The organism is Streptomyces sp. NPDC058678 (genome assembly GCF_042714835.1).
In the GTDB taxonomy this organism is placed as follows: Bacteria; Actinomycetota; Actinomycetes; order Streptomycetales; family Streptomycetaceae; genus Streptomyces.
Window position 1 is genome coordinate 1 of the sequence record NZ_JBHXSG010000037.1, and the last position, 14,517, is coordinate 14,517.

General features: G+C 72.1%; 15 protein-coding genes and 1 pseudogene. 12 read left to right on the plus strand and 4 right to left on the minus strand.

Annotated features, from left to right (window positions below; genetic code table 11):
- Positions 1-585 precede the first annotated feature (585 nt).
- From ACFWWR_RS29235 to ACFWWR_RS29280, 10 genes and pseudogenes are all read left to right on the plus strand, one after another.
- Positions 586-792, plus strand: a complete 207-nt coding sequence (locus ACFWWR_RS29235) for a hypothetical protein (protein ID WP_384306196.1) — start codon at positions 586-588, stop codon at positions 790-792.
- Positions 793-807: 15 nt separating this feature from the next.
- Positions 808-1,059, plus strand: a pseudogene (locus ACFWWR_RS29240) (TetR family transcriptional regulator); the annotation flags it as partial.
- Positions 1,060-1,133: 74 nt separating this feature from the next.
- Entirely contained in the window at positions 1,134-1,853 is a 720-nt protein-coding gene (locus ACFWWR_RS29245) for a response regulator transcription factor (RefSeq protein WP_384306199.1), read from the plus strand.
- Between the two features lie 215 nt (positions 1,854-2,068).
- Positions 2,069-3,298 (plus strand): cytochrome P450, encoded by a 1,230-nt coding sequence (locus ACFWWR_RS29250; protein ID WP_383868912.1) that lies wholly within the window; start codon positions 2,069-2,071, stop codon positions 3,296-3,298.
- Positions 3,299-3,351: 53 nt separating this feature from the next.
- Positions 3,352-3,549, plus strand: coding sequence for a ferredoxin (locus ACFWWR_RS29255; protein WP_383868909.1), 198 nt, complete (start codon positions 3,352-3,354; stop codon positions 3,547-3,549).
- Entirely contained in the window at positions 3,546-4,730 is a 1,185-nt protein-coding gene (locus tag ACFWWR_RS29260; RefSeq protein ID WP_384306202.1) for an NAD(P)/FAD-dependent oxidoreductase, read from the plus strand. The genes ACFWWR_RS29255 and ACFWWR_RS29260 overlap by 4 nt, the downstream gene beginning before the upstream one ends.
- A gap of 357 nt (positions 4,731-5,087) precedes the next feature.
- Entirely contained in the window at positions 5,088-5,609 is a 522-nt protein-coding gene (locus ACFWWR_RS29265) for a MarR family winged helix-turn-helix transcriptional regulator (protein ID WP_383868903.1), read from the plus strand.
- Positions 5,610-5,788: 179 nt separating this feature from the next.
- Positions 5,789-6,169: a DoxX family protein gene (locus ACFWWR_RS29270; RefSeq protein ID WP_383868901.1), complete on the plus strand. Its 381-nt coding sequence runs from the start codon at positions 5,789-5,791 to the stop codon at positions 6,167-6,169.
- Positions 6,166-6,633: a peroxiredoxin gene (locus ACFWWR_RS29275; RefSeq protein WP_383868898.1), complete on the plus strand. Its 468-nt coding sequence runs from the start codon at positions 6,166-6,168 to the stop codon at positions 6,631-6,633. Before ACFWWR_RS29270 ends, ACFWWR_RS29275 begins: the two co-directional genes overlap by 4 nt.
- Before the next feature lie 65 nt (positions 6,634-6,698).
- Entirely contained in the window at positions 6,699-9,035 is a 2,337-nt protein-coding gene (locus ACFWWR_RS29280) for a SpoIIE family protein phosphatase (protein WP_384306205.1), read from the plus strand.
- A 4-nt stretch (positions 9,036-9,039) separates the two neighbouring features.
- On the opposite strand, the gene ACFWWR_RS29285 is transcribed toward ACFWWR_RS29280, so the two are convergent.
- Positions 9,040-9,642 (minus strand): DNA polymerase ligase N-terminal domain-containing protein, encoded by a 603-nt coding sequence (locus ACFWWR_RS29285; RefSeq protein ID WP_384306208.1) that lies wholly within the window; start codon positions 9,640-9,642, stop codon positions 9,040-9,042.
- Between the two features lie 56 nt (positions 9,643-9,698).
- Positions 9,699-10,529, minus strand: coding sequence for an aldo/keto reductase (locus ACFWWR_RS29290; protein WP_383868889.1), 831 nt, complete (start codon positions 10,527-10,529; stop codon positions 9,699-9,701).
- A gap of 195 nt (positions 10,530-10,724) precedes the next feature.
- Between ACFWWR_RS29290 and ACFWWR_RS29295 the strand changes: the two genes are divergently transcribed.
- Together ACFWWR_RS29295 and ACFWWR_RS29300 are read left to right on the plus strand one after the other, a co-directional pair.
- Positions 10,725-10,916, plus strand: coding sequence for a hypothetical protein (locus ACFWWR_RS29295; RefSeq protein WP_383868886.1), 192 nt, complete (start codon positions 10,725-10,727; stop codon positions 10,914-10,916).
- The gene (locus ACFWWR_RS29300; RefSeq protein WP_383868884.1) at positions 10,913-11,887 is read left to right on the plus strand and encodes a TauD/TfdA dioxygenase family protein; all 975 of its coding nucleotides are present in this window, start codon (positions 10,913-10,915) and stop codon (positions 11,885-11,887) included. The genes ACFWWR_RS29295 and ACFWWR_RS29300 overlap by 4 nt, the downstream gene beginning before the upstream one ends.
- Before the next feature lie 6 nt (positions 11,888-11,893).
- On the opposite strand, the gene ACFWWR_RS29305 is transcribed toward ACFWWR_RS29300, so the two are convergent.
- Positions 11,894-12,922 (minus strand): LLM class flavin-dependent oxidoreductase, encoded by a 1,029-nt coding sequence (locus tag ACFWWR_RS29305; RefSeq protein ID WP_383868881.1) that lies wholly within the window; start codon positions 12,920-12,922, stop codon positions 11,894-11,896.
- A gap of 72 nt (positions 12,923-12,994) precedes the next feature.
- Complete coding sequence (locus ACFWWR_RS29310; protein WP_384306211.1) at positions 12,995-14,497, minus strand: metallophosphoesterase family protein; 1,503 nt, start codon at positions 14,495-14,497, stop codon at positions 12,995-12,997.
- Positions 14,498-14,517: the final 20 nt, after the last annotated feature.

The following is a 14,517-nucleotide window of genomic DNA, read 5'->3' on the forward strand; positions in this document are numbered from 1 at the left end:
CGGGGGGGGGGGGGTCGGCCCGCGGGGGGGACCCCGGGGGTCCCCCGGGGGGGGGCCTGCCCCCCTGGGGGGTCCCCCCCCCCCCAACGCGGGCCGGGGGGCCCCCGCGCCCCCCCCCCCGGGCCCACCCTCATGGGGGAGGGGAGAGGTCAGGCGCGGACGTCCTCCCGTTGGGCCGGGGGCGTGGGAGCCCTCAGGCGACGGCGGAGCGACTCACCCTCGATGCCGTCGTGGTGCTTGCCCGGACCGGTCAGGCCGTCTCGCCGACGGAAGGGCGCTCCGCCGGGTCGACACGGAAGTACGGCCATGGAACGGAGGTCTCCCCACCTGGTCTCGGTCACCTTCCACAGCCTTCCGGGAACGGGCCGCCACGTCGTCGTGCGCCCGTCGGCAACCGGGCTACTGAGAACGCAGTACGGGTGAGGGTCTTGTCCTCCTCGGGCAGGACGGCGCGGACGGTGGTGCAGCGGACCGCACCACCGGTTCGGGAGCGCACTGCGTCGAAGCGGGCGGCACGCGTCGGAATCGTTGACCGGGCAAGGTCACGCGGTTCACCCGTCCCGGAAGGCCCGCCGCGGTGCCGCCGTGGCCGCCGCCGGCACGGCCGCCCTCGAAAGCCCCGATGCAGCCGATGCTGTCGTCAGGGCCCGTGCTCTGGTTCTGTTCCTGTTCGACGTCGCGGTCGCAGCCGTCGCTCCGTTCGTCGACGGCGACCAGGGCGTCATGACCGGCGTCGGCATGGGCGTCGTCCCGCTCGGGGCGGGCGTGAGCCTGTTGCGGACCCGCGGGTAGCCGGCCCGGCGGGGTCAGTCGCGCGCTTCCCCGGCCCTGCGGCGGATCGTCGAAGGGCTCAACCGGTGCCTGCCGGAGCTGCCCGCCGAGGTCCGCGCCGAACGCGGCGACATGGCCCGCCATCTCGTCGTGCACATGCTGGCCGAACGCGAGCGGGCCCTCGCCGAGAACGCCTCCACGCCCCGGGCCAACTGGTATGACGCCGCGACCGGTCTGGTCGACGCGGTCGCCGGAATGTGGCCGGCGCCGATCGCATCCGGTTCCTGACCTCCCCGGGCGTCTGTGGTGCGGGCTGTCCTGAATTAGTTGAGTTAGGCAAGCAGGGCGGTAGGGTGAGGCGCATGTACGGCAGCACCCGTGAGAAACCGCCGCTGGCCCGCGGGGCCGGTCAGCACCTCCTGGTCGTCGGTGAGCAGGACGTCGTCGAGTTGCTCTCCACCACGCTGGAGCTGGCGGGATACCGGATCGGCGTGGCCGGCTCGGGCGTCGAGGCGCTGGCGCGGCTCGGTGCGGGGCGGTTCGACCTCGTGGTCCTCGACGCGGAGCTGCCGGATCTGGAGGGCCTCGGCCGCGACCGGCCGGTCCTCGCCCACCGCCTGCCGGTGCTCCTGCTGACCGGGTGCGACTCCCTGGACCGGCTCGTACCCGAACTGGACCTCGGGGAGCGGGACTACGTCACCAAGCCCTTCCGGATGGCCGAGGTCCTGGCCCGCGTCCAGGTCCTGCTGCGCGGCAACGGCCCCGGCAGCCCGCGGGACGTCGCGCTCGGCTACCGCGACCTGGTCCTGGACGACACCCTGTGCGAGGCGCGCCGCGGTACGCGGACGCTCGGCCTCACGCCCGCCGAGTACCGGCTGCTGCGCCATCTTCTGGTCAACGCGCACCGGGTGCTGTCCAAGGAGCAGATCGGCCGGTACGTCTGGGGCGACTACCGCGGCGACAACGCCATCGAGCAACTGGTCTCCCGCCTGCGGCGCAAGGTGGACAAGGAAGCTCCCGTGCTGATCCACACCCGCCGGGGTTTCGGCTACTGGCTGGGGCGTGCCGACGCCGAGGGCTGAGTCTCCGTCGAGGCAGGCTCATTCTCATCAACTGGACTGTAGGGCCGGGGAGTTGACTGATCGGCAGCAGGTGTGATCTGGATCACGTCAGCTTTCTGTCAGGGAACTGACGGGAAGGCGTCAGCCCCCTCTGTTTGCATGCGTTCATCGAGGCCTCGACCACTTCACCCCGGCGCTCCGCCCGTCGAGCGGAGCCCCCCACCCCGAGGAGAACCATGGCCGACACCCTGACCGGTTCCGCGCCGCAAGCGCCCGCGCCGGTCCCCGAGTTCCCGATGGCCAGGGCGGCGGGCTGCCCCTTCGACCCGCCCCCCGAGCTGCGCGCCCAGCAGGACGAGGGCAGGCTCGTCAGGGTCCGGCTCTGGGACGGCAGCACACCCTGGCTGGTCACCCGCTACGAGGACCAGCGCGCCCTGCTCCTCGACCCGCGGGTCAGCGCCGACATCACCAGCCCCGGATATCCGCTCCAGGCCCCCAGCAACGGCAAGAACAACATCAGTTTCATCCTCATGGACGACCCGGAGCACGCCCGCCTGCGCCGCATGGTGACGGCCCCGTTCGCGGTGAAACGGGTCGAGGCGCTGCGGCCCGGCGTGCAGAAGATCGTGGACGACCTGATCGACGACATGCTCGCCGTCGGCGGCCCCGTGGACCTGGTGCAGGCGTTCGCCCTGCCGGTGCCCTCGCTGGTCATCTGCCGGCTGCTCGGAGTGCCGTACGAGGACCACGACTTCTTCCAGGAGAACAGCAAGATCCTCATCACGCGGGACGCAGCTATCGAGGACCGGATGGCCGCCCACGGGAAGCTGCTCGGCTATCTCGACGAGCTGATGGGCGAGAAGCTGGCCCATCCCGGCGACGACCTGCTCTCCGGGCTCGTGGAGCGGGTCGAGTCGGGCGACCTGTCCCGGCAGGACGTCGCCCAGATCGGCGTGCTGCTGCTCCTGGCCGGCCACGAGACCACCGCCAACATGATCGCCCTCGGTACGCTCGCCCTCCTCGAACACCCGGACCAGTTGGCCCTGTTGCGCGACACCGAGGACCCGGGGCTCGTCGCGTCGGCGGTGGAGGAGCTGCTGCGCTACCTGAGCATCGTGCACGGCGGCCGGCGCCGGGCGGTCCTCGCGGACATCGAGGTCGCCGGACAGGTGATCCGGACCGGTGAGGGCCTCATCATGCCCAACGACATCGCCAACCGGGACCCCGAGGCCTTCGCCGACCCCGACCGGCTCGACCTCACCCGCGACGCCCGTCGGCACGTCGCCTTCGGCTTCGGCGTCCACCAGTGCCTCGGCCAGCCCCTGGCCCGCATGGAGCTCCAGGTCGTCTACAGCACCCTCTACCGCCGCATCCCCACCCTGCGCCTGGCCGCCGACATCGACGGGCTGCCGTTCAAGCACGACGGCTCGGTCTACGGCGTCTACGAACTGCCCGTCACCTGGTGAACCCGATGCCGACGGACAACCCCCCACAGAGCCGGAACGACGAGGTACAGATCATGCGTGTGGAACTGGACGAGCCGAAGTGCGTCGCGTCGGGGCAGTGCGTGATGGCCGCCCCCGAGGTGTTCGACCAGCGGGACGAGGACGGCATCGCCTTCCTGCTGGACGAGAAGCCCCCGGCGGACTCCCTCGACGACGTGCGCGAGGCCGTGGCGATCTGTCCGGCCGCCGCCATCCGCCTGGTCGACCAGTGAGGCGGATCGTCGTCGTCGGCGCCTCGGCCGCCGGGCTCGCGGCGGTCGAGACGCTCCGCCGCGAGGGCTACGAGGGCACGCTCACCCTCGTGGGAGACGAACCGCGGGCGCCGTACGACCGTCCGCCGCTGTCCAAGCAACTGCTGGCCTCCGACTGGGAGCCGGACCGACTGGCCCTGCGCACACCCGACGACCTGGCCGGGCTCGCCCTCGACCTGCGGCTGGGCGTGGCCGCGACCGGCCTCGAACTCGCCGAGCGGACGGTGAGGCTGGCCGACGGATCCGAAGTGCCGTACGACGGACTGATCGTCGCCACCGGCGTCCGGCCGCGCCGGCTGCCCGGCGAGGGCGCGCACATGCTGCGTACCCTCGACGACGCCCTGACGCTGCGGGAACGGCTCACGCGGGGGCGGCGCCTGGTCGTCGTGGGTGCCGGCTTCCTCGGAGCGGAGGCCGCGGCCGTGGCCTGGCGCCTCGGCGCCCGGGTGACCCTCCTCGAACCCGCCGCCGTGCCGCTGGCGCACGCCGTCGGCACGGAGGTCGGCCAGATGTTGTCGCGGGCCCACGGGGACCGGGGTGTGGACCTGCGCTGCGGGGTCACCGTCACCGAGGTGACCGAGGACGGGGTGCGGCTCGCGGACGGCGAGGTGATCGACGCCGACGAGGTGCTCGTGGCCGTCGGCTCGCTGCCGAACACCGAGTGGCTGGACGGCAGCGGACTGCCCGTGGGCGACGGCGTGATCTGCGACGAGTTCTGCGAGGCCGCGCCGAACGTGTACGCGGCCGGTGACGTGGCCCGCTGGTACAACCCGCTGTTCGGCACCTCGATGCGCATCGAGCACCGCACCAACGCCGCCGAACAGGGCATGGCCGCCGCCCGCAACCTCCTCCGCCCCGACGCCCGCAAGCCGTTCGCACCAGTGCCCTACTTCTGGTCCGACCAGTACGACATGAAGGTCCAGGCCTACGGCTTCCTGCGCGGCCACGACGAGGTGGCCGTGGTCGACGGGGACCTGGCGGAGCGCCGGTTCGTCGCCGTGTACCGCGCCGGCGACCGGGTGAGCGGTGCCCTCGCGGTCGGCATGCCGCCCAGGGCCATCCGGGTATGGCGGCAGGCGATCGCCGCGGGCGCGGCCTGGAGCGAGGCCGTGAGACCGGAGGTCCCGGCAACCGGGGCCTGACAACAAGGAGGTTGTCCGATGGCGGCTCTTCCGTACGACGCACGCCGTGACGTGGTGGTCGTCACCGGGGCCGGAGGCATCTGAACGGCGGTCGCGCGCCGGCTGGGCAGCGGCCGCACCCTGTTCCTCGCCGACGCCTCGCGCGCTCCACGTCGTGGCCGCCGTCGGGGACGGCGTGGAGCACGCGTACATCGTCTCCAACCGGGCCGTCCAGGTACGCGTCCAGGCCGCCGCGCTCGCCTGGAACCTGCGTGGGGGGCAGAGTGAACACAGTGAACACGGTGGGGCCCGGATACTCATCGCAAACTCACACCGTAAGTTACTTGAGTTACGCAACAAGATGGTAACGTGGTTCCCATGTCCACACCACCGCTCCCCGACGTCCCCGCTTCCCCGGAAGTCATCGAGATCGAGCGGGCGCTCACCCGCATCACCTACCTGAGCACGCGTGCCCGGCAGCACGACCGGCTGATGGCCCTGGCCGAGGTCCCCCTGGACCGTGCCGCCGTGGCACTGCTGCGCCAGGTCGCCGACTCCGAGCCGCTGCGGCCCGGGGAACTCGCCAACCGGCTGGGTGTGGAGGCCTCCCACGTCACCCGCACCGTGCAGCAACTGCAGAAATCCGGGTACGTCACCCGCGTCCCCGACCCGGAGGACCGCCGCGCCCAGCGCATCCAGCTCACCGAGACCGGTCAGCAGGCCATCGACCGCATCCGTGGCGCCGGTGCCCGCGGCATGCAGCTGGCACTGTCCGAGTGGGCGCCCGAGGAACTGCGCGAGCTCGCCACGCTCTTCCACCGCATGGTCGACGACTTCCTGTCGCACGCCATCGACGACGACACCGAGCAGCAGCCCATCGCCCCGGCCGGCACCGCCTGAGCACACCGGTCCCTCGCATCGCCGCGGTTCCCGGGTGATCCGTCCGGACGGGCGGCGGTGCGGCGCGATCGTCCCGGCCTCCCCTCGAAGACGCGCGCCGACGTCCTGCGGCAGGGCGGTGGGTCCAGGTACCTCTACCGTCCAGTAATATCGCGCGGCAGGTCATCAGAGGAGGAACCGTGTCACGGTCCGAACGCTCGCCCCTGCTGCTCGCCGGCCTGTTGGCCGCCGCGGGTGTCGCCCACTTCGCCTCTCCACGCCAGTTCGATGCGACCGTCCCGCGCAGCCTGCCCGGCACGCCAAGGACCTGGACGTACGCCAGCGGAGTCGCCGAACTGGCGCTGGCCGCGGGCATCGCCGCCCCGCGCACCCGGAAGACGGCAGCGCTCGCCACCGCCGCTTTCTTCGTCGGCGTGTTCCCCGCCAACGTCAAGATGGCCGTCGACTGGCGCCACCGCCCCGCACCCCTGAAGGCCGCCGCCATCGGACGGCTGCCGCTCCAGATACCCCTCGTCCTGTGGGCCCGCAGCGTCGCGCGGAGCGGCGAGGGCCGGTCATGAGCGCCCGCCCCGAGACCGGCGACAAGATCGAGGACTTCACGCTGCCGGACGAGACCGGCACGCCCCGCAGCCTGTCCGAACTGCTCGCCGACGGACCCGTCGTGCTGTTCTTCTACCCTGCCGCCCTCACGCCCGGCTGCACGGCGGAGGCCTGCCACTTCCGCGACCTGGCCGCCGAGTTCGCCGCCGTCGGCGCCCGGCCCGTAGGCATCAGCGGCGACGCCGTCGAACGCCAGCAGGAGTTCGCCGGACAGCACAACCTCGGCATGCCCCTGCTGTCCGACCCCGAGGGGAAGATCCGCGAGCTGTTCGGCGTGAAGCGGGGCTTCTCCCTGGCGCCCACCAAGCGGATCACCTTCGTCATAGCCGAGGACCGCACGATCCTGGAGGTCGTCCGCAGCGAACTGCGGATGAACACCCACGCCGACCGGGCCCTCGACGCCCTGCGCGCCCACCGCGCCTGACCGACAGGACCCGGAAGGGCCCATCGCGGTTGATGCGCTGCCACAAAGGGACCATCCTGGACGCTATGGAGCACGCCTCCGCTGCGGCAACCACCGATGCCCGGGGCATCGTGACGGGGTGGAGCGACGGTGCCCTGCGGCTGACGGGATACCCAGCCGATGAGGTCGTCGGACGCCCGGCACGGGAGCTGCTCGCCGAGGACCCGCCGGACGGGACCGTGGCGGCGCTGACAGGCATCGCCGTGCTGCGGCACCGGGACGGCAGCTCCCTCACGCTCGACGTGAAGGCACACCCGATACGCGCAGGCGACGGCACCCCGCAGGGGTACGTGATCACCGCGGATCAGCCCGGCGAGAAGACCCTCGCCGGGCAGGCGTTCCAACAGGCGTCCGTGTCCATGTCGGTCTTCGACACCCGGCAGCGCTATCTGCGCCTCAACGACACCGCCTGCCGGGTGATGGGCGTGTCGGAGGACGTCCTGCTCGGCAGGCCCTTCCCGGAGACCGTGGAGGACGCCGAGCACAGCCGGGGCTTCCACAGCAATCTGCGCCAGGTCGCCGAAACGGGCCGGCCGGTCCACTACGAGAGCTTCACCGGCGCGCCCGCCCTCAACCGGGAGCACGCCTGGAACATCGAGATGTGGCCGGTGCGGGACTCCTCCGGCGACGTCACCGGAGTCGCCCTGGCGGCGCTCGACAGCACCGAGCAGTACTGGGCCCGGCAGCGCCTCGCACTGCTGAACGAGGCGGGGGCCGCCATCGGCACCACCCTGGACGTGGTCCGCACCGCCGAGGAACTCGTCGAGCTCCTCGTCCCGAAGTACGCCGACTTCGCCAGCGTCGACCTGCTCGAATGGGTGCTCGGCGCGGACGAACCCGCGGTGGCCCTGGACGGCGAGATCGTCCTGCGCCGCGTCGCCCACGGCTCCGGCACCGGGGGCACCCCCGAAGCGGCCGTACGCCTGGGCGAGGTGGACGTCTATCCGCCCTACTCGCCGCCCGCGAAGGCGCTGCGGCAGGTCAGAGCGGTCCTCGGCCAGGCAGGCGAGCCGGACTTCATGCGGTGGGTCGCCGAGCGCAACGCGCGGGCACCCGCGGGGCGCCCCCATCGCAGAGGCGTCCACTCGATGCTCGCGGTGCCGCTGCGCGCCCGCGGCACCACGCTGGGTGTCGCGGTGGCCGTCCGCATCGCCCACCCGGAGGACTACGTCGGTGACGACGCCGTCCTCGCCGAGGAACTGGCCGGCCGCGCCGCCGTCTGTATCGACAACGCCCGTCGCTTCGGCCGCGAACGCACCACCGCCCTGGCCCTCCAGCACAGCCTGCTGCCCCGCGGCCTGCCCGGTCAGGCGGCGGTCGAGGTGGCCCACCGCTATCTGCCCTCCGGGTCGCTCGCCGGCATCGGCGGCGACTGGTTCGACGTGATCCCGCTCTCCGGCAGCCGGGTCGCCCTGGTCGTCGGTGACGTCGTCGGCCACGGCATCCCCTCCTCGGCGACCATGGGACGGCTGTGCACCGCCGTCCGCACCCTCGCCGACGTCGACCTCCCGCCGGACGAACTCCTCACCCACCTCGACGACCTGGTCACCCACCTCGCGTCCGGCGACACCGACGAGGACGTCGCGGAACTCGGCGCCACCTGCCTCTACGCCGTCTACGACCCGGTCTCCCGCCGCCTCACCATGGCCGCCGCAGGACACCCCCCGCCGGCCCTGGTCCTGCCCGACGGCACCGCACGGCTCATGCCCCTGACCGCCGGCCCCCCGCTCGGCGTCGGCGGGCTGCCCTTCGAGGCCACCGAGGTGGAACTGCCCGAGGGAGCCGTCGTCGCCCTGTACACCGACGGCCTCGTCGAGGACCGCGATCGCGACGTCGACCACGCCACCGACGAACTGTGCCGCGCCCTGACCGCCCGCACCGAGAGCCTCGACGCCCTGTGCGACACCGTGCTGAAGGCCGTACTGCCGGAGGAACCCGGCGACGACGTGGCCCTGCTGCTGGCCCGCACCCGGGCGCTGGGCGCGGACCAGGTCGCCACCTGGGACGTCACACCGGACCCCGCCCTCGTGGCCGCGACCCGGCAGGCCGCCACCGAACAACTCACCGCCTGGGGACTGGACGAGGCCGCCTTCGTCACCGAACTCGTCGTCAGCGAACTGGTCACCAACGCGATCCGCTACGGCGAACCGCCCATCCAGCTACGGCTGATCCGTGACCGGACCCTCATCTGCGAGGTCTCCGACGGCAGTTCCACCTCCCCGCACCTGCGCCGCGCCCACGCCTTCGACGAAGGAGGCCGCGGACTGCTCCTGGTCGCCCAGCTCACCCAGCGCTGGGGCAGTCGGCAGACCGGCAGCGGCAAGACCATCTGGGCCGAGCAGACGCTGCCGCCGCCGGACTGACCGCTCACTCCTCCATGGCTTCGGCGGCGACCTGGGCGAGGGTGCGGCCCGAGCGCGCGGACCGGGCCCGGTGCGGGTCGGGCGTGCCGTGGCCCCGGGCACCCCCCTCGGAGGCCTTCACCAGCAGCCAGGACTTGTCGTCGCCGCCCCGGAACCGGGTCAGGGCGTACCTGCCGTGCAGCTTCGACCCGTGCAGCCGGAACGTCGCGTGCCCGTGCTCCAGCGACTCCCCGAAGTCGACGGGCCTCCCCTTCCGGTCGTGGCTCAGCGGCTCGTACGTGCCGTGGTCCCAGACGATCACCGTGCCGCCGCCGTACTCGCCCGCCGGGATCACACCCTCGAACTCCTCGTACTCCAGCGGATGGTCCTCGGTGGGCACGGCGAGCCGCTGGTCCTTCGGATCGTCGGAGGGGCCCTTCGGAACCGACCAGGACTTCAGTACGTCGTCCACCTGGAGCCGGAAGTCGAAGTGCAGGGTACTGGCGTCATGGATCTGCACGACGAAGCGGGGTTCCGCGCCGGACGAGGCCTGTCGCCCGCGCGGCTCGCCGGTCCGGCCGAAGTCCCGCTTGCCGTGGTAGTCCCGCAGCCGGTCACGCTCACCCACGGTCGACTCCTTCCCGGGCGTCCCGTCCCACCGGCCCCGAGTACCCGGTGGGGGAGTCAGAACTCCTCGTGCGTCTCCGGATCCCCGCCGACGCGCCGGTGGGCGCGGTCCGCGATCGCGGCCATCTGGGCGGGGTCGAGCTCGAAGCCGAAGACGTCGAGGTTCTGGCGCTGCCGCTCGAGGTCCGCCGACTTCGGGATGGGCACCGCGCCGAGCTGGACGTGCCAGCGCAGGACGACCTGGCCGGGCGTCACGCCGTGGGCTTCGGCGATCCCGCCGACCACAAGGTCGTCCAGCAGCGCCGTGCCCCGGCCCAGCGGGCTCCAGCTCTCGATCAGGATGCCCTTGCCGGCGTGGAAGGCCCGCAGCTCGTCCTGCGGGAAGAACGGGTGCAGCTCGATCTGGTTCACCGCCGGCAGGACCCCGGTCTCCTTCTCCAGGCGTTCGATGTGCTCGGCCGTGAAGTTGGAGACGCCGACCGAGCGCACGCGACCGTCTTCGCGCAGCTTGATCATGGCCTTCCAGGAGTCGACGTACTTGTCGACACGGGGGAGCGGCCAGTGGATCAGGTACAGGTCCACATGGTCCAGGCCGAGGCGGGCGCGGGACTCCTCGAAGGAGGCGAGAGTCTCCTGGTAGCCGTGGTGCCGGCCGGGGAGCTTGGTCGTCACCACGATCTCCTCGCGGGGCACGCCGCTGCCGGCCACGCCACGGCCGACACCGGTCTCGTTGCGGTAGTTCGTCGCCGTGTCGACCAGGCGGTAGCCGGCCTCCAACGCGCCGCGTACCGCCTGCTCCGCCTGCGTGTCGTCCATCGGCCAGGTGCCGAGGCCGAGGGCGGGGATCGTCGTACCGTCGTTGAGCGTGTGCGTCGGGATGCTGATCACTGCGTGGCCTTCCCTTGACTGTGTCGTACCTCCAGGGTCGTGGACAGGGGGAGCAGTGATCAACCGGACAGGGAGGGAGTGAGGCCGGCGGACGGCCGGAGGGCCGCACACCGCGGCCTCCCTCCTGCTCCCGGAAAAGCGTTCGGGGACGCCGCGGCAGGGCGCGCACACTCGTCCCAGGGGAGGGAGGGTGACATGTCGACATCCGGTATCGCCGACGGTATCCCCGACGGCGTCCTCGCCGACGCGCTGGGCAGCGAGCCCGTACGCGCCTCGCGGAAGCGACCCCACGAGGCCCGGTCGCCACGCTCGCCGAACGCTGTCACGATCTTCAGAGCCGGTCCGAGCCCGGCCGGTGCCAAGGACGACCATGCGGAGCGTGTATGACGACGGACAGGGCCACTGCGGGCCGCTCGGACGAGGCCTCAAGGATCGAGGTCGAGCCGGTCGCCGGACACATCGGGGCCGAGGTCACCGGCGTCGACCTGGCCGACGCCCTCGACGACACCGTGGTCGCCGCGATCCGGGCGGCGGTGCTGCGCTGGAAGGTGGTGTTCTTCCGCGGGCAGCGACTCGATCACCCCGGGCACGTGGCGTTCGCCCGCCGCTTCGGAGAACCGGTCGTGCTGCGCAAGCGCGGCAGCGCCTCGCCGCCGGACTTCCCCGAGATCGAGACCACCGCCGACCGGCTGGAACTGGGCGGCAGGTTCGGCATGGAGCACGAGGAATGGCTGCGACGCCGCCGTCACACCCTGCTGCGCGGCTGGCACTGCGACCACGGCGCCCGCATCGACCCGCCGGCCGCGACGATCCTGCGCGCGGAGACCGTCCCGCCGTACGGCGGCGACACCACCTGGTCCAACCTGGCGGCCGCGTACGCCGGACTCTCCGCCCCCGTCAGGGAGTTCGTGGACGGGCTGCGCGCCGAGCACCGGCTCGGCGTCGGCTACCAGCCGCGGCCCGGCGACGACGCGTACGTCCGCCATCTGCTGGACCGTCAGGTCGCCTCGCTGCACCCCCTGGTGCGTGTCCACCCGGAGACGGGGGAGCGGATCCTGTCCGTCAACGGCTACTACGTCGAGCAGATCGCCGACCTCTCCAGGGCCGAGAGCGCCGCGATCCTGGAGATGCTGCTCGAGCAGGCGACCCGGCCCGAGTACACCGTCCGGTTCCGCTGGGAGCCGGGCAGCGTGGCCTTCTGGGACAACCGGGCCACCATCCATCTCGCGCCCGGCGACAACGCCCACCTCGACTTCCCCCGGACCATGCACCGGGTGATGCTCAGCGGTGACGTACCGGTCGGCGTGGACGGCAAGCCGTCGGAGCCGATCACCGGGACCGAGCCCGGGCGCTGGTGATCCCGCTCAGGCGCCGGGCTGCCATCCCAGTGCCGGGCCCAGGTTCGTCGCCATGTCGGTGAGGATCTGCACGTAGTCCTCGTGCCCGAAGGTGAACGGCAGCGCGAACGCGACCTCGTCGACCTCGCGGAACGCGGCGTGCGCGTGCAGCCGTTCGGCGATCTCCTGCGACGTGCCGACGATGTCGGGCGCGAACATCAGACGGGCCGGTCCCTGTGGCGTCGTGGTACGAGGCGTGCGCTTGGCGGCGTACTCCTCGTACCTGGCGCGCTGCTCGGGCGAGGCGGAGTCGGTGGGGATGACGACGAGGCCCTGGGAGACGCGGGCGGCCTCGCCGTCGGGGTGGGCGGCGCGGAAGGCGCGGATGTGGGAGAGCTGGATCTCGGCGAAGTCCGGTGCCCCTTCGGCCCCTTCCGCCTTGACGACGCTGCTGACCAGGAAATTCATACCGTGCTCGCCGGCCCACTTCGCCGAGCCCAGGCTGCCGCCGCCGTACCAGAGGCGGCGGCCGAGGCCGGGGGAGTGCGGCTGCACCCGGTCCGAGAACACCTCGAACCCCTCGACCCCACTGAAATCGGTGGCCGGCTCCCCGCGCACGAAGTCCAGCAGCCGCCGCACCCGCTCGTAGCTGAAGTCCTCGGCAGCCGCGGTGTCCGGGTACAGCGCGCCCTTGACCTCGTCGTAGCGCATGGGCGGGCCCACGCTCACCCCGGGGTTGAGACGGCCGCCGGACAGCAGGTCGACGGTCGCCAGGTCCTCGGCCAGCCGCAGCGGGTTCTCCCAGCCCAGCGGGATGACCGCGGTACCGAGTTCGATACGGCGGGTGCGCTGCGAGGCCGCCGCCAGCACCGCGACGGGCGAGGAGATGCCGTACTGGAGATGACGGTGGCGCAGCCACGCGCTGTCAAAGCCCAGCCGCTCGCCCAGCTCGATGATCTCCAGCGTGGACTCGTGGCCCCGGCGCGGATCGGCCTCGTCGAACAGGCCGATGGTCAGGAAGCCCAGCTTGCGCAACGGGCGTGAGGTCGGCGGCACGGGCCCCTCCAGCGTTCGAGTCGGACAGCGGTTCTGTCCGGAGTGTCGCAGGCTGCGACCGTACGACAGTGATCAGGCCAGCGGGATGATGATCTCGTCCTCGACCGGCGGCTCGAGCTCCTGGGCGCGGTTGCCGGTGGCCGCGTGGCAGCGCAGCCGGATCGTCTCAGGGGTGACGTCCAGACGCAGGAAGCACTTGAAGAACGGCGGGCTGTAGGTGGCCGAACTCGGCGAGAACAGCTGCGTGTAGACCTTGCGGACCGGGAGCCGGAAGCGCGAGGTGCGGTCGGGGCGGCCGCCCGCGCCCAGCAGACTGGCGACGACACGGGTGCGCAGGGTGACCCGCACGGGCCCACCCGGCGTGCGGGTCGGCGGGATGCCGAGCCGCTCGACGATCACGGCCGTCGCCTCGGCCTCGGTGAGGGTGAAGAAACGGCGCAGGTGCAGCCGACGGCCGTAGAGCCTGCTGTAGAAGGCGAGGGAGTCGCCGCGCAGCGGGTAGCAGCGGAAGTCCTTCTCGGTGACGTCGGCGACCGAGATGTGGGGAATCGTGTGGGTGGCGTGCATGAACGCGCCGCCGCCGCCCGCGACGACGTACTGGATGGTGCGGCCGTCCACCAGCACCGGGTAGCGCTGGTAGTTGTGGATGTCGCCGCCTATCGCCGCCACGTAGTGGTGCTCCGGGTCGCGGACGATGTCGTCGACCGTGCCGCCGCCGTCGATCGCGCAGGGGTGGTGCTCGCCGTCCACGTACAGGGGCGATCCGGTGATCAGGATCTTGGGGCGGGGGCCCTGGGAGACCTCGCGCAGCCAGGCGCCCTGTTCGGCGTCGATGCCGCCCAGCAGACCCGTGTCGATGCCGATGATCCGCACCGGCCCGGCGTCGATGGCCCAGTACGGGCCCGGCTGGACGGCCTGTTGTGCCGCGGCCGAACGCAACGCGCGTACCTCGCCGAGGCGTTGGCCGTCGTTCGCGCGGGGTCGGTGCCACAGCAGGGACCGCAGCCAGGCGCGGGTGAGGGGACGGGGCTTGGGCTCCGGTTCGAGGGGCGGGGCGTCGTCGCAGAAGACGCGCATGAAGGCGCCGAGGTCCTCGTACCAGTCGTGGTTGCCGGGTATCGCGTAGATCGGCGCCCGGTAGTCCTGGTAGGGGCGGAAGAACTTGGTGCCGTAGTCGTCCGCGCTGCCCACCGGGTAGATCACGTCACTGGCGACCACCGCGAAGCGCGTGTCGTCACCGACCTTCAGAAACCCGGGGACGACGGCGTACTGGGGATCGTCGCCCTCACCGGTGTCGCCGATGACCATGAAGGAGAACCGGTCCGGGTCGTCCCGCCGGATCACCTTGTCGGTCGGTGCGCCTGCCGCCGCCCGCTGCGCCACCCAGCGGTTGCGGGTTCGGCCCGTGGGGTCCCCGAACCAGGACGCCACGACTCCGTTGCGGGCGGCCCACAGCGTCCTCGGGTCGAGCCACGAGATCTTCTCGACCTTGTGGGGCATGAGCTGCTGGTACTGGCCGCGTTCCGTGGTGTTCCAGCCGGCGCCTGCGGCGGTATCACGTGAAGATTCAGACACCGGTGCACCGTAACAACGGT

Excerpts from the sequence above, each read along its gene's own strand:
- ACFWWR_RS29300 (WP_383868884.1), top strand. The coding sequence starts at position 10,913 with ATGACGACGGACAGGGCCACTGCGGGCCGCTCGGACGAGGCCTCAAGG.
- ACFWWR_RS29265 (WP_383868903.1), top strand. The coding sequence starts at position 5,088 with ATGTCCACACCACCGCTCCCCGACGTCCCCGCTTCCCCGGAAGTCATC.
- ACFWWR_RS29295 (WP_383868886.1), top strand. The coding sequence starts at position 10,725 with ATGTCGACATCCGGTATCGCCGACGGTATCCCCGACGGCGTCCTCGCC.
- ACFWWR_RS29255 (WP_383868909.1), top strand. The coding sequence starts at position 3,352 with ATGCGTGTGGAACTGGACGAGCCGAAGTGCGTCGCGTCGGGGCAGTGC.
- ACFWWR_RS29275 (WP_383868898.1), top strand. The coding sequence starts at position 6,166 with ATGAGCGCCCGCCCCGAGACCGGCGACAAGATCGAGGACTTCACGCTG.
- ACFWWR_RS29280 (WP_384306205.1), top strand. The coding sequence starts at position 6,699 with ATGGAGCACGCCTCCGCTGCGGCAACCACCGATGCCCGGGGCATCGTG.
- ACFWWR_RS29250 (WP_383868912.1), top strand. The coding sequence starts at position 2,069 with ATGGCCGACACCCTGACCGGTTCCGCGCCGCAAGCGCCCGCGCCGGTC.
- ACFWWR_RS29245 (WP_384306199.1), top strand. The coding sequence starts at position 1,134 with ATGTACGGCAGCACCCGTGAGAAACCGCCGCTGGCCCGCGGGGCCGGT.